The organism is Mucilaginibacter sp. P4_A11 (assembly GCF_056402535.1).
In genome coordinates this window covers 243,004-259,138 of record NZ_JBFUHE010000007.1, presented here as the reverse complement: position 1 = coordinate 259,138, position 16,135 = coordinate 243,004, and the positions used below count along the sequence as shown (strand labels likewise).

The 16,135-nt window shown below is 43.2% G+C and carries 13 protein-coding genes, 1 tRNA gene and 1 riboswitch; of the genes, 9 read left to right on the top strand and 5 right to left on the bottom strand.

Annotation, left to right across the window (positions count from 1 at the left end; all coding sequences use genetic code 11):
• Nucleotides 1-164: 164 nt before the first annotated feature.
• Nucleotides 165-237, bottom strand: a tRNA-Met gene (locus AC1DUD_RS16075).
• 219 nt (nt 238-456) lie between these two features.
• Here AC1DUD_RS16075 and AC1DUD_RS16070 point away from each other — a divergent pair.
• Nucleotides 457-873, top strand: coding sequence for a nuclear transport factor 2 family protein (locus tag AC1DUD_RS16070; RefSeq protein WP_477376068.1), 417 nt, complete (start codon nt 457-459; stop codon nt 871-873).
• Between the two features lie 47 nt (nt 874-920).
• Here AC1DUD_RS16070 and AC1DUD_RS16065 read toward each other — a convergent pair whose 3' ends face one another.
• Nucleotides 921-1,946 (bottom strand): hypothetical protein, encoded by a 1,026-nt coding sequence (locus tag AC1DUD_RS16065; RefSeq protein ID WP_477376066.1) that lies wholly within the window; start codon nt 1,944-1,946, stop codon nt 921-923.
• Between the two features lie 101 nt (nt 1,947-2,047).
• A riboswitch (TPP riboswitch) is annotated at nt 2,048-2,149 on the top strand.
• 96 nt (nt 2,150-2,245) lie between these two features.
• Here AC1DUD_RS16065 and AC1DUD_RS16060 point away from each other — a divergent pair.
• Genes AC1DUD_RS16060 through AC1DUD_RS16045 form a run of 4 tightly spaced genes read left to right on the top strand, consistent with a single transcriptional unit; the run spans nt 2,246 to nt 4,927 of the window.
• Nucleotides 2,246-2,959 carry a class I SAM-dependent methyltransferase gene (locus tag AC1DUD_RS16060; protein WP_477376064.1) on the top strand — a complete coding sequence of 238 codons (714 nt, stop codon included), beginning with the start codon at nt 2,246-2,248 and terminating at the stop codon, nt 2,957-2,959.
• A 9-nt stretch (nt 2,960-2,968) separates the two neighbouring features.
• A complete protein-coding gene (locus AC1DUD_RS16055; RefSeq protein ID WP_477376062.1) occupies nt 2,969-4,021 on the top strand; it encodes an AIR synthase family protein in 1,053 nt (350 codons plus the stop codon).
• Nucleotides 4,021-4,689, top strand: coding sequence for a thiamine phosphate synthase (locus tag AC1DUD_RS16050; RefSeq protein ID WP_477376059.1), 669 nt, complete (start codon nt 4,021-4,023; stop codon nt 4,687-4,689). The genes AC1DUD_RS16055 and AC1DUD_RS16050 overlap by 1 nt, the downstream gene beginning before the upstream one ends.
• Complete coding sequence (locus AC1DUD_RS16045; RefSeq protein ID WP_477376057.1) at nt 4,670-4,927, top strand: Trm112 family protein; 258 nt, start codon at nt 4,670-4,672, stop codon at nt 4,925-4,927. The genes AC1DUD_RS16050 and AC1DUD_RS16045 overlap by 20 nt, the downstream gene beginning before the upstream one ends.
• 160 nt (nt 4,928-5,087) lie before the next feature.
• Here the strand turns inward: AC1DUD_RS16045 and AC1DUD_RS16040 are convergent, their stop codons facing one another.
• Both AC1DUD_RS16040 and AC1DUD_RS16035 read right to left on the bottom strand, forming a co-directional pair.
• A complete protein-coding gene (locus AC1DUD_RS16040; protein WP_477376055.1) occupies nt 5,088-7,511 on the bottom strand; it encodes a TonB-dependent receptor domain-containing protein in 2,424 nt (807 codons plus the stop codon).
• Between the two features lie 131 nt (nt 7,512-7,642).
• Nucleotides 7,643-7,975, bottom strand: a complete 333-nt coding sequence (locus AC1DUD_RS16035) for a DUF6249 domain-containing protein (protein ID WP_477376053.1) — start codon at nt 7,973-7,975, stop codon at nt 7,643-7,645.
• Nucleotides 7,976-8,100: 125 nt separating this feature from the next.
• On the opposite strand from AC1DUD_RS16035, the gene AC1DUD_RS16030 reads away from it, so the two are divergent.
• Both AC1DUD_RS16030 and AC1DUD_RS16025 read left to right on the top strand, forming a co-directional pair.
• On the top strand, nt 8,101-8,658 hold the full coding sequence (locus tag AC1DUD_RS16030; protein ID WP_477376051.1) for an RNA polymerase sigma factor: 558 nt from the start codon (nt 8,101-8,103) through the stop codon (nt 8,656-8,658).
• Nucleotides 8,655-9,068 (top strand): hypothetical protein, encoded by a 414-nt coding sequence (locus AC1DUD_RS16025; RefSeq protein ID WP_477376049.1) that lies wholly within the window; start codon nt 8,655-8,657, stop codon nt 9,066-9,068. The genes AC1DUD_RS16030 and AC1DUD_RS16025 overlap by 4 nt, the downstream gene beginning before the upstream one ends.
• A 98-nt stretch (nt 9,069-9,166) precedes the next feature.
• On the opposite strand, the gene AC1DUD_RS16020 is transcribed toward AC1DUD_RS16025, so the two are convergent.
• The gene (locus tag AC1DUD_RS16020) at nt 9,167-9,751 is read right to left on the bottom strand and encodes a C40 family peptidase (protein ID WP_477376047.1); all 585 of its coding nucleotides are present in this window, start codon (nt 9,749-9,751) and stop codon (nt 9,167-9,169) included.
• A 250-nt stretch (nt 9,752-10,001) separates the two neighbouring features.
• On the opposite strand from AC1DUD_RS16020, the gene AC1DUD_RS16015 reads away from it, so the two are divergent.
• Nucleotides 10,002-12,290 (top strand): T9SS type B sorting domain-containing protein, encoded by a 2,289-nt coding sequence (locus tag AC1DUD_RS16015; RefSeq protein WP_477376045.1) that lies wholly within the window; start codon nt 10,002-10,004, stop codon nt 12,288-12,290.
• Between the two features lie 143 nt (nt 12,291-12,433).
• Complete coding sequence (locus AC1DUD_RS16010) at nt 12,434-16,105, top strand: ABC transporter permease (RefSeq protein WP_477376043.1); 3,672 nt, start codon at nt 12,434-12,436, stop codon at nt 16,103-16,105.
• Nucleotides 16,106-16,135: the final 30 nt, after the last annotated feature.

The window sequence follows — 16,135 nt, the reverse complement described above, 5'->3', positions numbered from 1 at the left end:
CCTTCATTGAAAATTAGACTAAAGAACGGTTAGTTGCGATGTTTGCCATTCATTGATCTTTCTTGAAAAAGATGGCGTTAATTTTAAAAATGGCACCTTGTACCAAAAAAGTTTTAAAAACAAAAAGCCTCAAATCTTCCGACTTGAGGCTTTCATTTTCTTCGTAGCGGGAGCAGGACTCGAACCTACGACCTTCGGGTTATGAGCCCGACGAGCTACCAACTGCTCCATCCCGCACTGTTTTGATGGTGCAAATGTACAATAAGTTATCACATCTATGTGTCACAATCGGCATGCACGAGTTAATATTGGCTTAAACATCTCTTAACTAATCCATTAATTTCATTGATAAATATCAATTTCTTTATTACGATATATCAACGTGCAGTTTTACGAAGCTTTGCACTTTTGTAATGTCCTCACCGATGAATGGAGAGGATCATAAAATCTCAAAAAATGAAAACCGCTAAAGAATTATTGCTCAGCTACCTTGAAAATATTAACAACCCTGATATAGCCATTGAACTTTTTGCCGACGATGCCGTTTTTGAACTGCCTTACCTGGCAAGCCTCGGTTTGCCCTGGCAATGGAAAGGACGGGATGTGATCTACAATTTCCTAAAAAATCTACCCAACACATTTGGCAACTTCCATTTTCAAAACATCAGGATCCATATTGATACGCCCGAACAGGCTTTCGGCGAGTATGATGTGAATGCCATAGCTAACTCAACCGGTAGGCCTTATCCGCAAACCTATATGGGACGTTTGGTTGCCGAAAATGGCAAGATCAAACTGATCCGTGAAGCACTGGATATGGCCATAGTGGCAAAAGGAATGTTTCCAAACGGGTTAGCTGATTTAACCAAATAATTCACAGTTAAAACAAAAGAGCCGTGTTTGAAACGGCTCTTTTATTTTTATATGCACTTATTGTCAGTTAAAATCTCAATAAATTCATCTGCCTCATCAATACTCAGCACCATCTGGCTGGTTTCTGCCGGCTTCCGGTAAAGGCGCTCAACGGTTACAGGCTGGTTAAAAGTGATCAGCACATTAAAAGTGCTTTTCATTACCCCGCCTTTAAAGCATTGCACGCCAGGTTCAAAACTCCCTCCAACTTTTTCAACGGAAACTATATTATTCAGTTCAACCAATGCCCGCCAACGTAATCCGGCGCGTAACAACAGTTTATTTTCCAATAGCAGCACCGGGCTCTTTGTTAAGGCCGAAAAATCCCCGGTAATAAAAAGGCAGCCGTACATACTCAATATAGTTACTATAGTAGCCGCGATCGGGCTATAGCGATTTAAAAACAAATGGGAAGCCACCATCTCAATAACCGAAACAGCCATGATCACCCCAAATAAAGCTGCATAGCCCGATTCTTTGTAAATACTAAAGCGTTTGATCTCCGGCGCAATTTGTTTTTCCCGTTTAAAACAGAGCAGCCCGAACCGCACGATAGTTATTTCCGAAGCCATGATCTTTACCGGGATCCCATCACCCAATACCAGGGCCATACTTTTATGCAAATTAAAGGCAACATCCGGAAATTCGGCTTGCAGCCTGTTATATTCCTTTTTGATATGCATGATCTTGCTGATACAATATATAAGCATCCCCAACTCCAGGCCTGCAGTTAATTTTCTTAGCTGAATGATATAGCCTCGCTGTTCTGCCGGCAAAATCAAATAGGCAACACCGCAGCAGCAGGTAACAACCAGCATGATGCGCCATAGTTTTTGCTTAAACGGCCTGATGATCAAAAAATAATAAGCTACCGGAAAAGTAACCACCAGATCTAACATAAAACCGGTTGCAGCAGCGCCGCCTTTTTGCGGATTAACATGGTGCATTAAAAACAGGCCTGCTCCCAAAATGGCAAAAGCAGTTAAAATTATTAACCAGATATTTTTGTGAACGGAGGATAAGGATAAGGTCATAACAAAGAAGAATTAAGAGAGCCATCATCAAATATAACCATATCCGCGCCGAATAAATGAATTCATGTTATTGTTTTTAGCTTAAATAAACTACCTTCGTTTTATATAGCACGGGGTGCTTTAACCGCAGGGTTAAGGCTGAGATAATACCCGCAAAACCTGACACGGATAATACCGGCGTAGGGATGCACTGGCTTTTCAGTTGATTTTCGGCGTTTGCTGTTTATTCATACATAGCCTTGTTTCTGTACCGGTATTACCGGCCAGTAACAAGGCTTTTTTATTTAATGAATTAACACATGGAACCTGGAAACAATTTTGGCCTCATGACCCAAAGCCTTGCCAACTGGCAGGGCCGCAAAGAATGGTTTTTTAACCGCGAACACACCGATACTTACGAGCAATGGTACGAAGGGCGCTATAAACGTGCGGAAGTATGGCAAAAAAAGGTAATGTCGCAATTAGTTGGTACCGATACCCGGGTAAAGGAACTGCTTGAATTTGGCTGCGGCACTACCCGTTTCACCCGCTGGTGGCATGAGATAGGCATTGACGCCACCGGCGGCGACCTCTCCCCTTTTATGCTTGGCCAGGCAGTACACCTGTTTAAAGGCGACCTGGTAAATGCCGATTCGCACTTTATGCCTTTTAAGGATCATACTTTCGATGCCGTTGCTTTCATTACCACATTTGAATATTACCGCGATCCGGTTCAGGTGATCCGCGAAGCTGCGAGAGTTGGCAAACATGGTATCGCTTTCGGTATGATGAACCGTAACTCACCCAAAGTGCTACGTCGCAGGGTTCAGCAGATGTTCGGCAAAAATCCTTTCTATGTAACAGCTACCTTTTATACCCCGGCTATGTTGATTAAAAAAATAGACGAAGCGTTAAAAGGCCGGCAATATAGCATTGAATGGACCTGCACCGGCTTGCCCAAATGGTTCCCGGTACAGCAGTGGAGTGTGCCTGCCGGCGATTTTTTTGGTCTGTATGTTAAATTACTCGATTAACGTACGGCTATGTCTCTATCCGGAAAAATAACGGGCGATGGCTTTGAGCAGATCATCCTGCCACGCTGCGGTCGGCCGCGTGCAGAAGTTATCGGAGGGCCTGCATTTGGTGTTGACGTATCAGTGATCAGCCTGCCCGGTGGTTTAGGCCTCGCGCTCACCAGCGATCCTTTGTCGCTCATCCCCTCTTTGGGCTTGCAGGAGTCGGCCTGGCTGTCGGTACATTTAATGGCCAATGACATGGCTACTACCGGCTTTGCCCCGCAATACGCGCAGATGGTACTGAACCTGCCACCAGATTTAAGTCAGCATGATTTCACTACCTACTGGGATCACATTCACCGATATTGTAATGACATTGGCGTAGCCATAACCGGCGGACATACCGGCAGTATCGAGGGGCAAAATTCCACCATTGCCGGCGGCGGCACTATGCTGCTCACCGCTCCTTTGAATGAGATCCTACTCAGCAAAAATGCGGAAGCAGGCGATGTGATCGTCGTTACCAAGCAATGCGCCATATCGTCGGCAGCTATACTTGCTATGAGCTTTCCCGAAACGGTAAAAAATAAGCTGGGGAATGAAGCTTATAACCTCGGTTGCGAAATGTTCTACCAAACATCATCCTTAAAAGATGGCTTAACCGCTGCCGGGATAGGCAACCGCTTCAACAAGGTAACAGCCATGCATGATGTAACCGAGGGCGGTGTATTGGGTGCGGTTTATGAAATGGCTGTAGCATCGGGCAATGGCGTAATCATCAATAATGAGCTCCTCCCCATTGATGATGTGGCAGTTGGGATTTGTTCGTTGTTTAACATCGATCCACGTTACTGCATTGGTGCAGGGGCAATGATCATAGCCGTTAAAAGGCAATGGAGCCAGAATGTACTGCGCCGCTTAAATGAGAATAATATTCCGGCAACCGTAATCGGTGAGTTTACCAAAAAAACGCATGGCTACAAATTAATCGAAAACAGTGTGGAAAATGACATGCCTTACTTTAGTAAAGACCCTTACTGGGAAGCTTTTTTTAGTGCTTATAAAAACGGATGGAAATAATGGAAAACACCTATAAAATTACGGGTGGCATTTACCTGGTGCTAAACCCCGCTATGGATGAAGACATCTTGCTCACTAAACTACAATCGGCCTTGCAGGGCGGAATACAAGTAGTACAAATATGGAACAACTGGCAACCCGGCGCAGATAAACAAGCGCTGATTGCGAAGATAGCTGACATTTGCAAGCCATATTCTGTCCCATTGCTTATCAATGCCGATTGGACATTATTGCGAGATATCCCTGTATTGGATGGGATCCATTTTGATGAAGTTCCGGCTTCTTTATCCGTTATCCGGAATGCGGTAAACCGGCTATTCCTAACGGGTATAACCTGTTCGGGAAATCTTCAAACAGTGGCTTGGGCCCAGGATAATCAGCTGGATTATGTTTCCTTCTGTTCTATGTTTCCGTCATCATCTGCAGACCGTTGTGATATCGTCATGCCCGCAACGGTAAAGCGTGCAAAGCTACTCACCCGTATGCCCATTTTTGTTGCCGGAGGCATTACACCTCAAAATATTGTCGGTTTAAAAAAACTCACACCCTTTGATGGAGTGGCTGTGATATCGGGCATATTAAGCGCCGATGATCCTGAGCAAAAAGTTAAAGAATTTAAAAACGCATTAAACACGAACCCTACCCAACATGCAACTCAAAACAATTGAAAAACTATGTTGCCCCTTTGATAAAAGCGACCTCAACCTGCAGGTATTAGTAAAAGATACGACACAAAATATTATAGAGGGCATCCTGAGCTGCACTGTTTGCCAGCGCAACTACCCTATTGTTTATGGCGTGCCCATTATGGCCCCTGACGAATACCGCCAGATCCAGCTGGAGCAACCTATTATTGAAAAATGGAAACTGGAACATGATTTAGCTGATGTTAAATTGCTGCCGTAAGTAAAACGCCGGTAGATTATCCGGGGTTTAAAACACGACGTCACTGCGAGGTACGAAGCAATCCCAAACTATACAGGACGCTTGAATAGCTTCTCTGCAAATCGGGGATTGCTTCGTACCTCGCAATGACGACTCTTAAATATTAGGTCTTGACACGCTATCAATTAGCCACATCATTATTTTCAATCCCCACCCTGTTTTTGTTGATCCTGTCTTTCAAGCCACCAAAGTTATAATTAAGGCTGATGCTGAATGACCGGTAATAGTTCATGCTTTGGTAGGTTTGATTAAACTGCGGACCAAAAGTTTTGCTTATGCTGTTACGGTATTTGGTAAAGGGATTTTTTATGCCGCCAGAGATACTGAACTTGTTTTTTACGATATCCTTGTTGAAGTTGAACGCGCTGTAAAAAAAGCCATTGGTATATCCCTGTAAACCTGTTGGGTTGCGGCTGTTTATGCCAAGGTCGGCATTTAGGGCCCAGCCATGAGTAAGGTGTACTACGTTTGATAGCGTAGCACTGTACATCAGCAGGTTATTGTTCACTATTTTTCCATCAGACTGACCTTGCAGCCATAAGTACATTGCATTACCGTTAAGGCTTGCATTATATATTTTAGTTACGGGGTAACTTAAGTTGAAATTGATACCGGCGCTGCTGGCCTTGCCTGTGTTAGCATAAGTTATTTGTGTAACCTGTGTGGCCTTGTCAAAATTCACTACCTGCAAATCGAGGTTGTTCATGAACGAATAATCGAGCCCGATGTTTACTGAAAGCTTTTTATTACTGCTGTACCCAAACTGGATATCGTTCAGTAAAACTGGTCGCAGGTTGGGGTTACCAGTGATTTCGTAGTTAGGGTTTGAACGATCAACATAAGGGTTAAGCCTGTTGATCCCCGGTCTCCTGATCCTTTGTGAAAAGCCAAAGTTAATGCTGCTCTCGTCTTTAAACCTTTTACTTACCGAAACGGAGGGAACAACGTTAAAGTAATTTTGATCGGCTACAGATGCTGTACTCGTGAAATTGGCTCGGATCACTGTTTCTTCAACCCGTACACCGGCGTTAATATTCCAGCTGTTTAAAGCCAATTGATATGAGTTGTAAGCACTAAACACATTTTGGGTATTGGTAAACCCGTTTGACTGCACTGCGTCATGCTCATATAAACCGGTGGTATCATTTAACGTATTGTAGCTGAAATCGCTGCTATTATTTCTGAATATAGCTTTAACACCGGCCTCAACAGTTACCTTATTCACAGGAGTAACAAAATCAACCTGTGCTGTGTGTTCCTTAAATTTTTGCTTGTCGTTTTGCTGAAAATCAGGGGTTGGGAAATTTACACGGTCAAGAAATTTAATACCACCGTTTTTGTGGTTAGTATTGGTACTGTACAGGTATGAAAAAGTAAGCAGCCTGTTTTTAACGCCCTTGAAGCCCAACTCATAATTAATGCCCGCATCAATACCGTGGCTGGTTGCCTTGTTGTTATTTTGAAACGTGTATTGTTCAAGTTGATTAGCACCGGTTAAAAAGGATGTTTGCCCGCTATGATCGTCTCCGCGGCTACCATTATAGTTTAATTGGGCGGTTAATAACTGTAGCGAATCTATCTGCAAACTTAACTCTGTACCGAAATAAGCAGTTTTATTATTTGAGCGCTGGTAGCCGTGCTGATCAAGCGTGGTCAAACTGGTATCCACACGTTTGTTGGTATTATAGGTTTGTGGTGAATTATTGATACTGCCACCGCCAAAAGCCGAGATACCGAATTTTCCTTTTTTCGCGGCAAAGGAGCCTCCAACACCAGGACCACCTGTGGGCAGGCTTTCATTAATGTTTACAGACCCGCTGATGCCATCATTGATCTTTTTGCTGGTGATGATATTGATAATGCCGGCCAAACCTTCGGCATCATATTTTGATGGCGGGGTGGTGATCACTTCAATCCGCTCAATGGTTGATGCCGGGATGCTTTTTAAAACAGCTTTAAGGTTGCTTTCCAAACTTCCTGACGGCTTGCCGTTAATAAGCACCTTAAAACTTGAATTTCCTTTGAGCAACAGGTTATCATCACCATCTAACGACAGGTAAGGAATTTTCCTCATCATGCTTAACACATTGTTTCCCTTGCTTTCAGGATCAGCCTTCAGGTCGTAAATGATACGATCGGCCTTTTGCCTGATGATCGGCTTTTCGGCTGTTATGGTAACCTCCTTCAGGTTGGTCATTACATCGCTCAAATAAACCGGCTTTAGCACCAGTGTTTGCTGTTGATGTGTAAGATCGATATGTATAGTTTTGGGGCTGTAGCCGATAGCGTTGATCACCAATGAATAGCTTGATGGTTGTACAGAAACAAAGCTGAAAGAGCCATCGTCTTTAGTAACGGTAATCATTAGGGTTTCGTTGCCGGCATTTTTTAACCGCACAGTTATTAATGGCAATGGTGCTTTACTTACCGAATCGGCAATGATCCCTTTTACCTGTACAGGTGTTTGGCCATAGCTATTTATATTGTGGGCGATAAATACAGCTATCATCATGATGAGCCGTATTATTGTTTGTTTAGTTTTCATATGTGTGAGGGTATTAGATTTAGTGTTAATTTTTAGGCAAAGGAGTTCCCGGAGAGAAATTTCTCCCGTTAAAATTTGATGGAGCGGGCGGCTAAACCGCCCGCTTAGTACAATAAATTCAGGCTGATTATTTAATCCTTGCGACGGCGAAGCAACAGGTAATAGAGCAGAAAGCCGGCCGAGATAAAGATCATTTCAACCCCATAAGGCACGGGCGAATCTTCGGCACTGTAAGGGATAAATTCCATTACTATAAAACCTACACCTGCGCAAAGCAGGATGAGCCCCCATTTTAAGGCCTCGTTCCCCGAACCTAACTGGGCTAAAAATTTAACGCTGTTTTCATCCAGCGGACCTGCGTTGATAATGCGTTTCTTTAACCTGTAATTATATAGGGCAAGTATGAATATGGCTATCAGTATAAAAAATACGATGATTATGATGAATGGCATTAACTGTTTCATGATATTGTTTGTTTAAGTATTTGCTACAGTAGTCAACATACTTGTTGACCCGGTTGCAATTATTTTTAAATATTTTTTTATTTCTTTTTTGCAACCGCCAAACCACATATCTTGACTACTGTAATATGTTTAATGAACACGAGGTTGTATCCAGGGTATTAAATAAAGATCTCCGGGCTTTTGAGCTGCTGGTAAAGCAGTACGAAAAGCTGGTTTTCTTTGTGATAAACCGCCTGGTGCAAGACCGGCAAAACAAAGAGGATATATGCCAAGAAGTTTTCATTAAGATCCACCAAAACCTGCACCGCTTTGAATTTCAGTCGAAGTTATCAACCTGGATAGCCCGCATAGCTTATTTAACCGCTGTAAATTATTTAAAAAAGAATAAGAACAATTCTTCTTCCGAATATCCTGAAAATATTGACAATTATCACTTTACCGATGAAACACCTGAACAGGAACTGATAAAAAAGAATACAGCGGCTTATGTTAACCTGCTTATTGAACAAATGCCGCATCAGTATAAAACAGTACTAACACTATACCACCTTAATGAGTTTTCCTGTGCGGAAATTGAGGAGATCACCGGTATTCCCGAAGGAACGGTGAAAAGCTACCTTTTCAGGGCGCGCAAATTATTGAAAGAAAAAATTGAAAAAGACCTTAAGAAAGAAAACAGATGAAAGAGCTGGATGACGACGAACTACAGGAACTATTAAACAATGGTTTGGTTCCGGATAGCAAAACACTTTCGGAAGAAGACAAGGACGACCTGCATGCTTATCAAAACTTATTTACCGCGCTGAGCAGCGAGCCGGAACAAGGGTTGCCTATGAGCTTCGCAACAAACCTAAGACGAAAATTGCAGGAACAGGCTAACCGCAAAAGCGACCTGCGTTTTAATTTGATCGCCCTATCGATATTTGTATTGGGGTTAACGCTTGCTTATGGCATGCTCTCGGTGATCAGCCCCGAAAGCGGCGATATGTTTTTAAATGCCGTGATCAGCTTTAAATGGGTTTTGGCAACTTTGGGTATTGGCTTCTTTGCCTTTCTTTTTATCGATCAGCGGTTGGTGAAGAGGAGTTATTAGATAGTTAGCATAATAGCGTCTTTGAAAATACGGGGCGGACTCACATGTTTGATGATCTGCAAACGGGAGACGCAATTATGCGTCTCTACATAAAAATATTAACGGGCTTCTTCTATTGCATCAGGAGCCATTTCCTCTTCCGGGGTCTCTGTTTCTTCCTTAAACACACGAATGGTTTTGATATACCTGCGCTGATAACGGTCATTCATGGCAGTTTCTGTAACACCATTTTCATCGCCCGATGTAGAGTGGATAAATACCAATGGTTTGCCGGGTTGAGATATAATGATACCTATATGGCCTGCACTGCGGTAGTTATGGCTGCGGGTACCGGTAAATAATATCAGATCGCCAAATTTGGCATCTTTAATATCGATACCCTTAACCGGCGCAAAATCCGATGAGCTACGCGGAATAGAAATACCAAAGTGTGTAAAAACGTAATTAACAAAACCCGAACAATCAAACCCATTTTCGGGATTGCTTGAGCCATATCGGTACCTGATGCCTTTAAGCGTTTGCGCAAACTCAACGAGTTCGGCAGGTGTAACATCGCCGGTTTCGTAATTGGCCTCCACTTCGGCATAATGATGCCTCAACCTTGAGTGGCTATGCAACTTTACCGTTTTATTTGCCTTATGTTTTTTTGATGCGTGAAGTACAGCAGGCTTTGCCGGCTTCATAAGTGATAAACAAGCTACAAGGAAGAGTTTGGAACCAATTACAAAATGCATGTTGTAATGATAGGTAAAAATTTCCACGGATAGTAATCGAATTGTAAAAAAGATGGTTGCCCTTTTGGCGGCTTAAATGTATCGCGGCAAACAGATTATCTAAACGGCCTTTATTTTCACCTATATTTACCTGAGCCAAAACCAATTAACCCAAAGGCCAAAATTGATCAGTTATAAAATAGTTGGATCTGCATTTACAATGCTATGCTTTTGCATGCGGGTATCTGTTTTTGCCCAGGTTCCTGTAATTACGCCCAAAAACCAATCAATTGTATTGAAGCTCGATGCCGGGGGTAAGTACACAGTCACATCCTCCGGCGATCATCCTGCTTTTGTTACCGACCTTGCAACGGTTACCAATACTACGGATTCAACTACTAAATTCAGGTTCGCGCCTGAAACCTTTGATTGCAGTACAACAGGTCCCCAAACAGTTACCGTAGCTGCTGCAACCAATGGGGTATCAACAGCGCCTCACCCCGATGCCATTCGTATAACCGACCTAACTGCTCTTTGCTTTGATCCGGCAGGCAACTTGTATTTTGGAGGGGCAAGCATACAAATGATACGGAAAATAGCGCCTGATGGCACAGTGAGCATTTTTGCGGGCGGGCCACCAGGCACAGGCGGCAATATATTTACAGGCTCAGCGGGCACAGTTGGACGTATACCACAAGGCGGGATGGTTTGTGATGATGTGGGTAACGTCTTTTTTTCAGACATCGATAATAACAAAGTAAAGAAGTTAAGCCCCGATGGTACGGTAACGGACTTTGTTATGATAACGAAGCCTGGTGCCATAGCGCTTGATAAGCAACATAACTTGTACGTTGCATCAAATACCGAATACGTAGTTTATAAAATTACGCCAGCCGGAGTACTTCAAACACTTGCCGGGACAATCGATGGAGATGTAGATGGCCCCGGTAAATTAGCCAGGTTCCACTGTATCTATAGTATAGCTGTTGACGATGCCGGTTACGTTTTTGTGGGTATTTTGGAGTTTAAGGTAGGCGACAAAGTAAAGGTAAAAAGAATAGCGCCCGACGGTACTGTATCTACTTATTTTAATCCTGGCAAAATGTATGGGGATGATATTACCGACCCCGCAAACGCTTTTGTTGTAGGCCCAACCGCGCTAAAGTTTGATAGGGCCGGAAATTTATTTATTGGCGACGGAGGCATGATAAAAATTCTTGATAAATATGGTAAAGCCCGAACATTTGCCGGCTATGCAGGCTTTGGCTATGTAGACGGCCCCGGCACCCAGGCCCTGTTTGGACAGGTATGTGCAATTGACATGGACCTGTGCGGAAACATTTACGTAGCCGACGAAGTATACAACCGCATCAGGAAAGTTACTCTTGGGGCTTTTGTTTCAACCACAGCCGGCGGCGATCCTAACCATCTCACCGGCAATATAGGATCAAGCACCTGCTGGCAATCCGCCGCCATTATACCTGTTGATGTTCAGAGTACGCCTGCGTTTACTTCTGCATATACCGATGTTACGCTTCAGGATTGTGCCAACCTGGCCAATTATGCCGTAAAAGCATCCGTAACTGATAACTGCCCTGATAGCCGAATCAAAATCACGCAAACACCTGCGCCAAACTCCACCATCTACAATAATGTGCCCGTACAGGTAACGTTAACCGCGATTGACAAAACCGGGGGCGTCGCTACAACCTCGTTCATGGCCACTGCCAAGTATGCAGCAGCACCGCCGGGCAGATCAGTAGCAGTGTCCACGCCTTCGTTAAAAGTTTGTGCGGGCAATCCCGTAACCTTTACCGCCGATGTAATTAATGGCGATCCGGGTACATCTTTCCAATGGCTTGTGAATGACCAGCCCGTTGGCCCCAATTCGTTTAAATTTACAACAAACAACCTGAAGGATGGTGACCTCGTAAACTGTGCCGTTGCCACCGGGAATGGCTGCGGCATCCCCAATCTTGGCCTTGACCTCCAAATCAATGTAAACCCGGAGCCGGTGATTACACTTAAACCGAAGGAGGAAATCCTTTCAGGCAATAGTGTAACCCTAAGTCCGTCAGTAACCGGCGATATAGCAACCTATACATGGACACCCTCAACCGGGCTTAGTGATGCAGCTTCAGAATTTCCGGTAGCGAGCCCCGAGGTTACTACCACTTATACGCTAACTGTAACTTCGATTGGTGGCTGCGATGCCAAAGTTGAAGTAACAGTAAAAGTGATTCCTCATATCGAAATACCCAATACCTTTACACCTAACGGCGACGGGATTAATGATTTATGGAGCATCGAATATTTAGATGGCTATACAACCGGCACCGTAACCGTTTACAATCGCAATGGAGGAATCGTATTTCAAAGTAAGGGCTATCCTAAAGCATGGAACGGCACTTTCAATGGCCGGCCATTGCCAACAGGCGCATATTACTATGTTATTAATTTAAAAGATGGCAGCCCTTTGCGCAGCGGGGAGGTTAGCATTTTAAGGTAGTGAGGGCGTAATAAGGTATCAAGACCGCTGAAATCGATAAAAAGTTTCGTTTGGCTTAGGCATGCCATCTATTTTCCCCTCAATATTAACGTTTTATCTGTTATTGTTTTATAGATTTGAGATGATTGAGCCAATTAACCTGCTTGAAATACTACACATTCCATATTACCCTTTGTGATGCTGCGCTCTTTGGAATGCTGTTTATCAGCTTCACTTTTTTCCTGCTTTTGTGGTTCACCAGGAAATCAAATCGATCTGCAAATCGCTTTCTGGCCGCAGCGCTGGCTATCGCTACATTGTGGATAGCCCGGATCTTGGCAATTGACATTGACCTCGCTGCCTACCTCCCTTTTTGGAGCCGGTTGCCCTTGCAATTTTCCCTGGCACTTGGCCCCCTTATTTTCTTTTATGTGCTTAAAATAACCCGGCCGGATCATAAATTCCAGGTCAGGTACCTGCTGCATTTCAGCCCCTTACTGCTGGAATTAAGCGTGCATGGATTAGAGACCATCGAAAGCATACAAACAGGGGCGACAACTTATGATACGTTGATGTTTCACCGGTTAAATCCTGTATTGCAGCTACTGGCGTTCATTTCTGTGGCTATCTACCTATATCGGTGCCACAAGCTAATTGAAAACTTTTACCGGCAAATAAAATTCACCGAAAGCGACCGCTATCGGCATGAGCTGCAGTGGCTGCATAATCTATTGACATGCCTTGGGCTGTTATGGCTATTATGGGTCCCTTTTATAGCCACAGATTACTTTTATTACAAGCACCAATCGGGCACCCAGTTTTATTACCCCTTGTACCTCCTTTTAATATCGATGATCACCTGGATGGCAGCAAGGGCATTTTTAAGGCCGGAAATTGGTTCATCAGCTGATATTGTGCCGGTTTTAAAACCATCTCTACCGGCTGATCTGAAGCAAAAAGGTACCTGGCTAAAGGGAGTTGTTAAAGCAAACCACTATTACCAGGACCCGGAACTCAGCTTAAGTTCACTTGCCGAAAAACTTGGTCTTCATACCCATGAATTATCCCGGATCCTCAACACGGTGCTCAAAAAAAGTTTCAATGATTTCATTAACGAATATCGTGTTAAGGCAGCGAGCCAAAAAATGCAGGATCCTGTTTATGACCATCTTACTCTGCTCGGGATTGGATATGAATCGGGATTCAACTCCCAAAGCACCTTTAACCGCATTTTCAAACAAATGACCGGAAAAAGCCCCTTGGAATATAAAAATGAGCTAAAAAAAGAGCAGCCATCTTATAACTTGGGAAGCCAGCCCCGATTTGCGCCGGTAATTTTGAATCGTGAAGCCCCTTCCATGGGAGCTCATGACAAATTAAACCGCAATTATATGTTTAAAAATTATTTCAAAATAGCCCGGCGTAACCTGGTACGCAATAAAAGTTATGCTGCTATTAATATTACCGGCCTGGCTGTTGGCATAGCCGTTTGTATGGTGATCTTTATCATTATACAATATCAAACAAGCTTCGATAATTTTCACTCAAAGAAAGATCGCATCTACCGTGTGTTAACCGAATATCATCATACAGAGGCCGCAAATATTGCATATGGAAAAGATGTTCCCTTTCCAATGCCCGCAAGCTTGAAAACGGCTTTCCCTGAAATAGAACAGGTAGCGCCAATTTTTGCAAGCCAAAATGATCAGCTGCTCATACCTGACGATAATGGGACCCCGAAAAAAGTATTCAAAGAGCAGAGAGGAGTATTCTATACAGGCCCTTCATTCTTTAAAATATTTTACTTTCCGTTGCTCGCAGGCTCATACACCTCCTTAAAAGATCCGGATAATGTATTCCTTACCAAAGAGATTGCCGAAAAATATTTTGGTGACTGGAAAGCAGCAATGGGCAAAACCATCAAACTGCAAATGGGCGGCTACATGTTTGAGCACGGTACCGATGTGCTGAAAGTTTCAGGCATCCTGGCAAGTATTCCTGCAAATTCAGATTTTCAATTAAAACTGGTCGTTAGCTTTGGGACAGGGTTTACCGGCGATTTCTTAGCTAAAAATACCGATTGGAATAGCACAGTAACTGATTTTGGTTGCTATGTTTTACTGCCTCCAAATACTTCCGCCTACAATTTTAATCAGCAATTAAAGGCATACTCACAAAAGGCAAAATCTCCCGATAATAAAGATACTCATATTATACAGGCATTAAGTGCTGTACACTATGATGTGCAAACAGGCGATTACAGTAACAAAACCATCAGTCGTGAACTGCTCAATGTATTATGGCTCATCGCGGCATTCATTCTGCTAATTGCCTGCGTAAATTTCATCAACCTCTCCACAGCGCAGGCTGTTAACCGAGCCAAGGAAATTGGCGTAAGAAAAGTTTTGGGGAGCAGTAAATCTCAATTGCAGATCCAATTCATTGTTGAAACATTTTTGATAGTTACCGGTGCGGTAATGCTTGCCGTTGTGCTCACCATTTTTGCATTGCCTTCCGTAAGCCGGCTTTTGGAACTTTCACTTTCCTTCAACGTACTCGGCAATCCATCCATTATTTTATTTCTTTTGGCGGTAACCATCGCTGTAACCGCGCTTGCCGGTTTTTATCCGTCTATTGTTTTATCGCGTTTTAATCCTGTCAATGCTTTAAAGAGCAAACTCACCGTAAATACTACAAACGGGATTTCATTAAGACGAGGACTGGTTGTGTTTCAATTTATCATAGCGCAGGCACTCATTATCGGGACACTCATCATTGTAAAGCAAATGAATTACTTTATGAATCAACCATTGGGTTTTGATAAAGATGCAATTGTAAATGTTCCTTTCCGTGTTGATAGCCTTCGCATTAGCAAGCTGGATTATTTAAAGAAACAGCTGTTATCGGTAAACGGCGTGCAAACCGTAAGCTACAGCTCCAACACGCCGGTTGAAAATGGTAATGATACCTGGAGTACCCTCAAATTTGACCATGCTCAAAAAGATGCAGGCTTTAAAGTGATTACCAAATTCGCCGATAAGGACTATGTATCTGCCTACAAGCTGTCTTTAATAGCCGGAAGAGATTTACAATCTTCAAATTATACGAGGGAGTTTTTGATAAATGAGTCGCTGATGAAAAGTCTGGGAATAAAAAGCCCTGACGAAATATTGAATAAAGAAATAAGTATCTGGAACGGTCAGATAAAATGCCCGGTTGTTGGTGTTTTGAAAGATTTTAATAACAGATCTTTTCGCAATGATCTTGCACCATTGCTTATCAGCACAAACAACACCATGTATAACCAGGCGGGAATAAAACTGGCCACTACGAACATTGCTTCGGCCATAAAATCTGTTAAAGAAGTGTTTGAGCAAACATTTCCTGATTTTGTTTATGAGTACAAGTTTCTTGATGAAAAGATCGAAAGCTTTTACAAGCAGGAAAATCAGCTATCGCAGCTATATAAAATTTTCGCGGCAATCGCGATATTCCTTAGCTGCCTGGGGCTGTATGGCTTAGCTTCATTTATGGCCGTACAGCGCATAAAAGAAGTCGGTATCCGGAAAGTACTTGGCGCCACAGCGGCCAACATCGTTTTTTTGTTTTCAAAAGAGTTTGTCATACTTATTGCAATTGCCTTTGTAATTGCTACGCCCATTGCATGGTATTACATGCACCAATGGCTGCAAGCCTATGTTTACCGCATCAACATCAGCTGGTGGCTGTTTGCCGCAGGTGGGATGGCTGCAATAATTATTGCAATGGCAACCATAAGTTTCCAGGCAATAAAGGCAGCAATGGCTAACCCGGTGAAAAGTTTAAGAAATGAATAATGAAGCTTGCGAGAGCATTACATGGCATTA

Coding starts and splice junctions, on each gene's coding strand:
- AC1DUD_RS16030 (WP_477376051.1), top strand. CDS start 8,101: ATGTTTAATGAACACGAGGTTGTATCCAGGGTATTAAATAAAGATCTC.
- AC1DUD_RS16045 (WP_477376057.1), top strand. CDS start 4,670: ATGCAACTCAAAACAATTGAAAAACTATGTTGCCCCTTTGATAAAAGC.
- AC1DUD_RS16020 (WP_477376047.1), bottom strand. CDS start 9,751: ATGAAGCCGGCAAAGCCTGCTGTACTTCACGCATCAAAAAAACATAAG.
- AC1DUD_RS16055 (WP_477376062.1), top strand. CDS start 2,969: ATGTCTCTATCCGGAAAAATAACGGGCGATGGCTTTGAGCAGATCATC.
- AC1DUD_RS16040 (WP_477376055.1), bottom strand. CDS start 7,511: ATGAAAACTAAACAAACAATAATACGGCTCATCATGATGATAGCTGTA.
- AC1DUD_RS16050 (WP_477376059.1), top strand. CDS start 4,021: ATGGAAAACACCTATAAAATTACGGGTGGCATTTACCTGGTGCTAAAC.
- AC1DUD_RS16015 (WP_477376045.1), top strand. CDS start 10,002: ATGCTATGCTTTTGCATGCGGGTATCTGTTTTTGCCCAGGTTCCTGTA.
- AC1DUD_RS16025 (WP_477376049.1), top strand. CDS start 8,655: ATGAAAGAGCTGGATGACGACGAACTACAGGAACTATTAAACAATGGT.
- AC1DUD_RS16065 (WP_477376066.1), bottom strand. CDS start 1,946: ATGACCTTATCCTTATCCTCCGTTCACAAAAATATCTGGTTAATAATT.
- AC1DUD_RS16070 (WP_477376068.1), top strand. CDS start 457: ATGAAAACCGCTAAAGAATTATTGCTCAGCTACCTTGAAAATATTAAC.
- AC1DUD_RS16035 (WP_477376053.1), bottom strand. CDS start 7,975: ATGAAACAGTTAATGCCATTCATCATAATCATCGTATTTTTTATACTG.
- AC1DUD_RS16060 (WP_477376064.1), top strand. CDS start 2,246: ATGGAACCTGGAAACAATTTTGGCCTCATGACCCAAAGCCTTGCCAAC.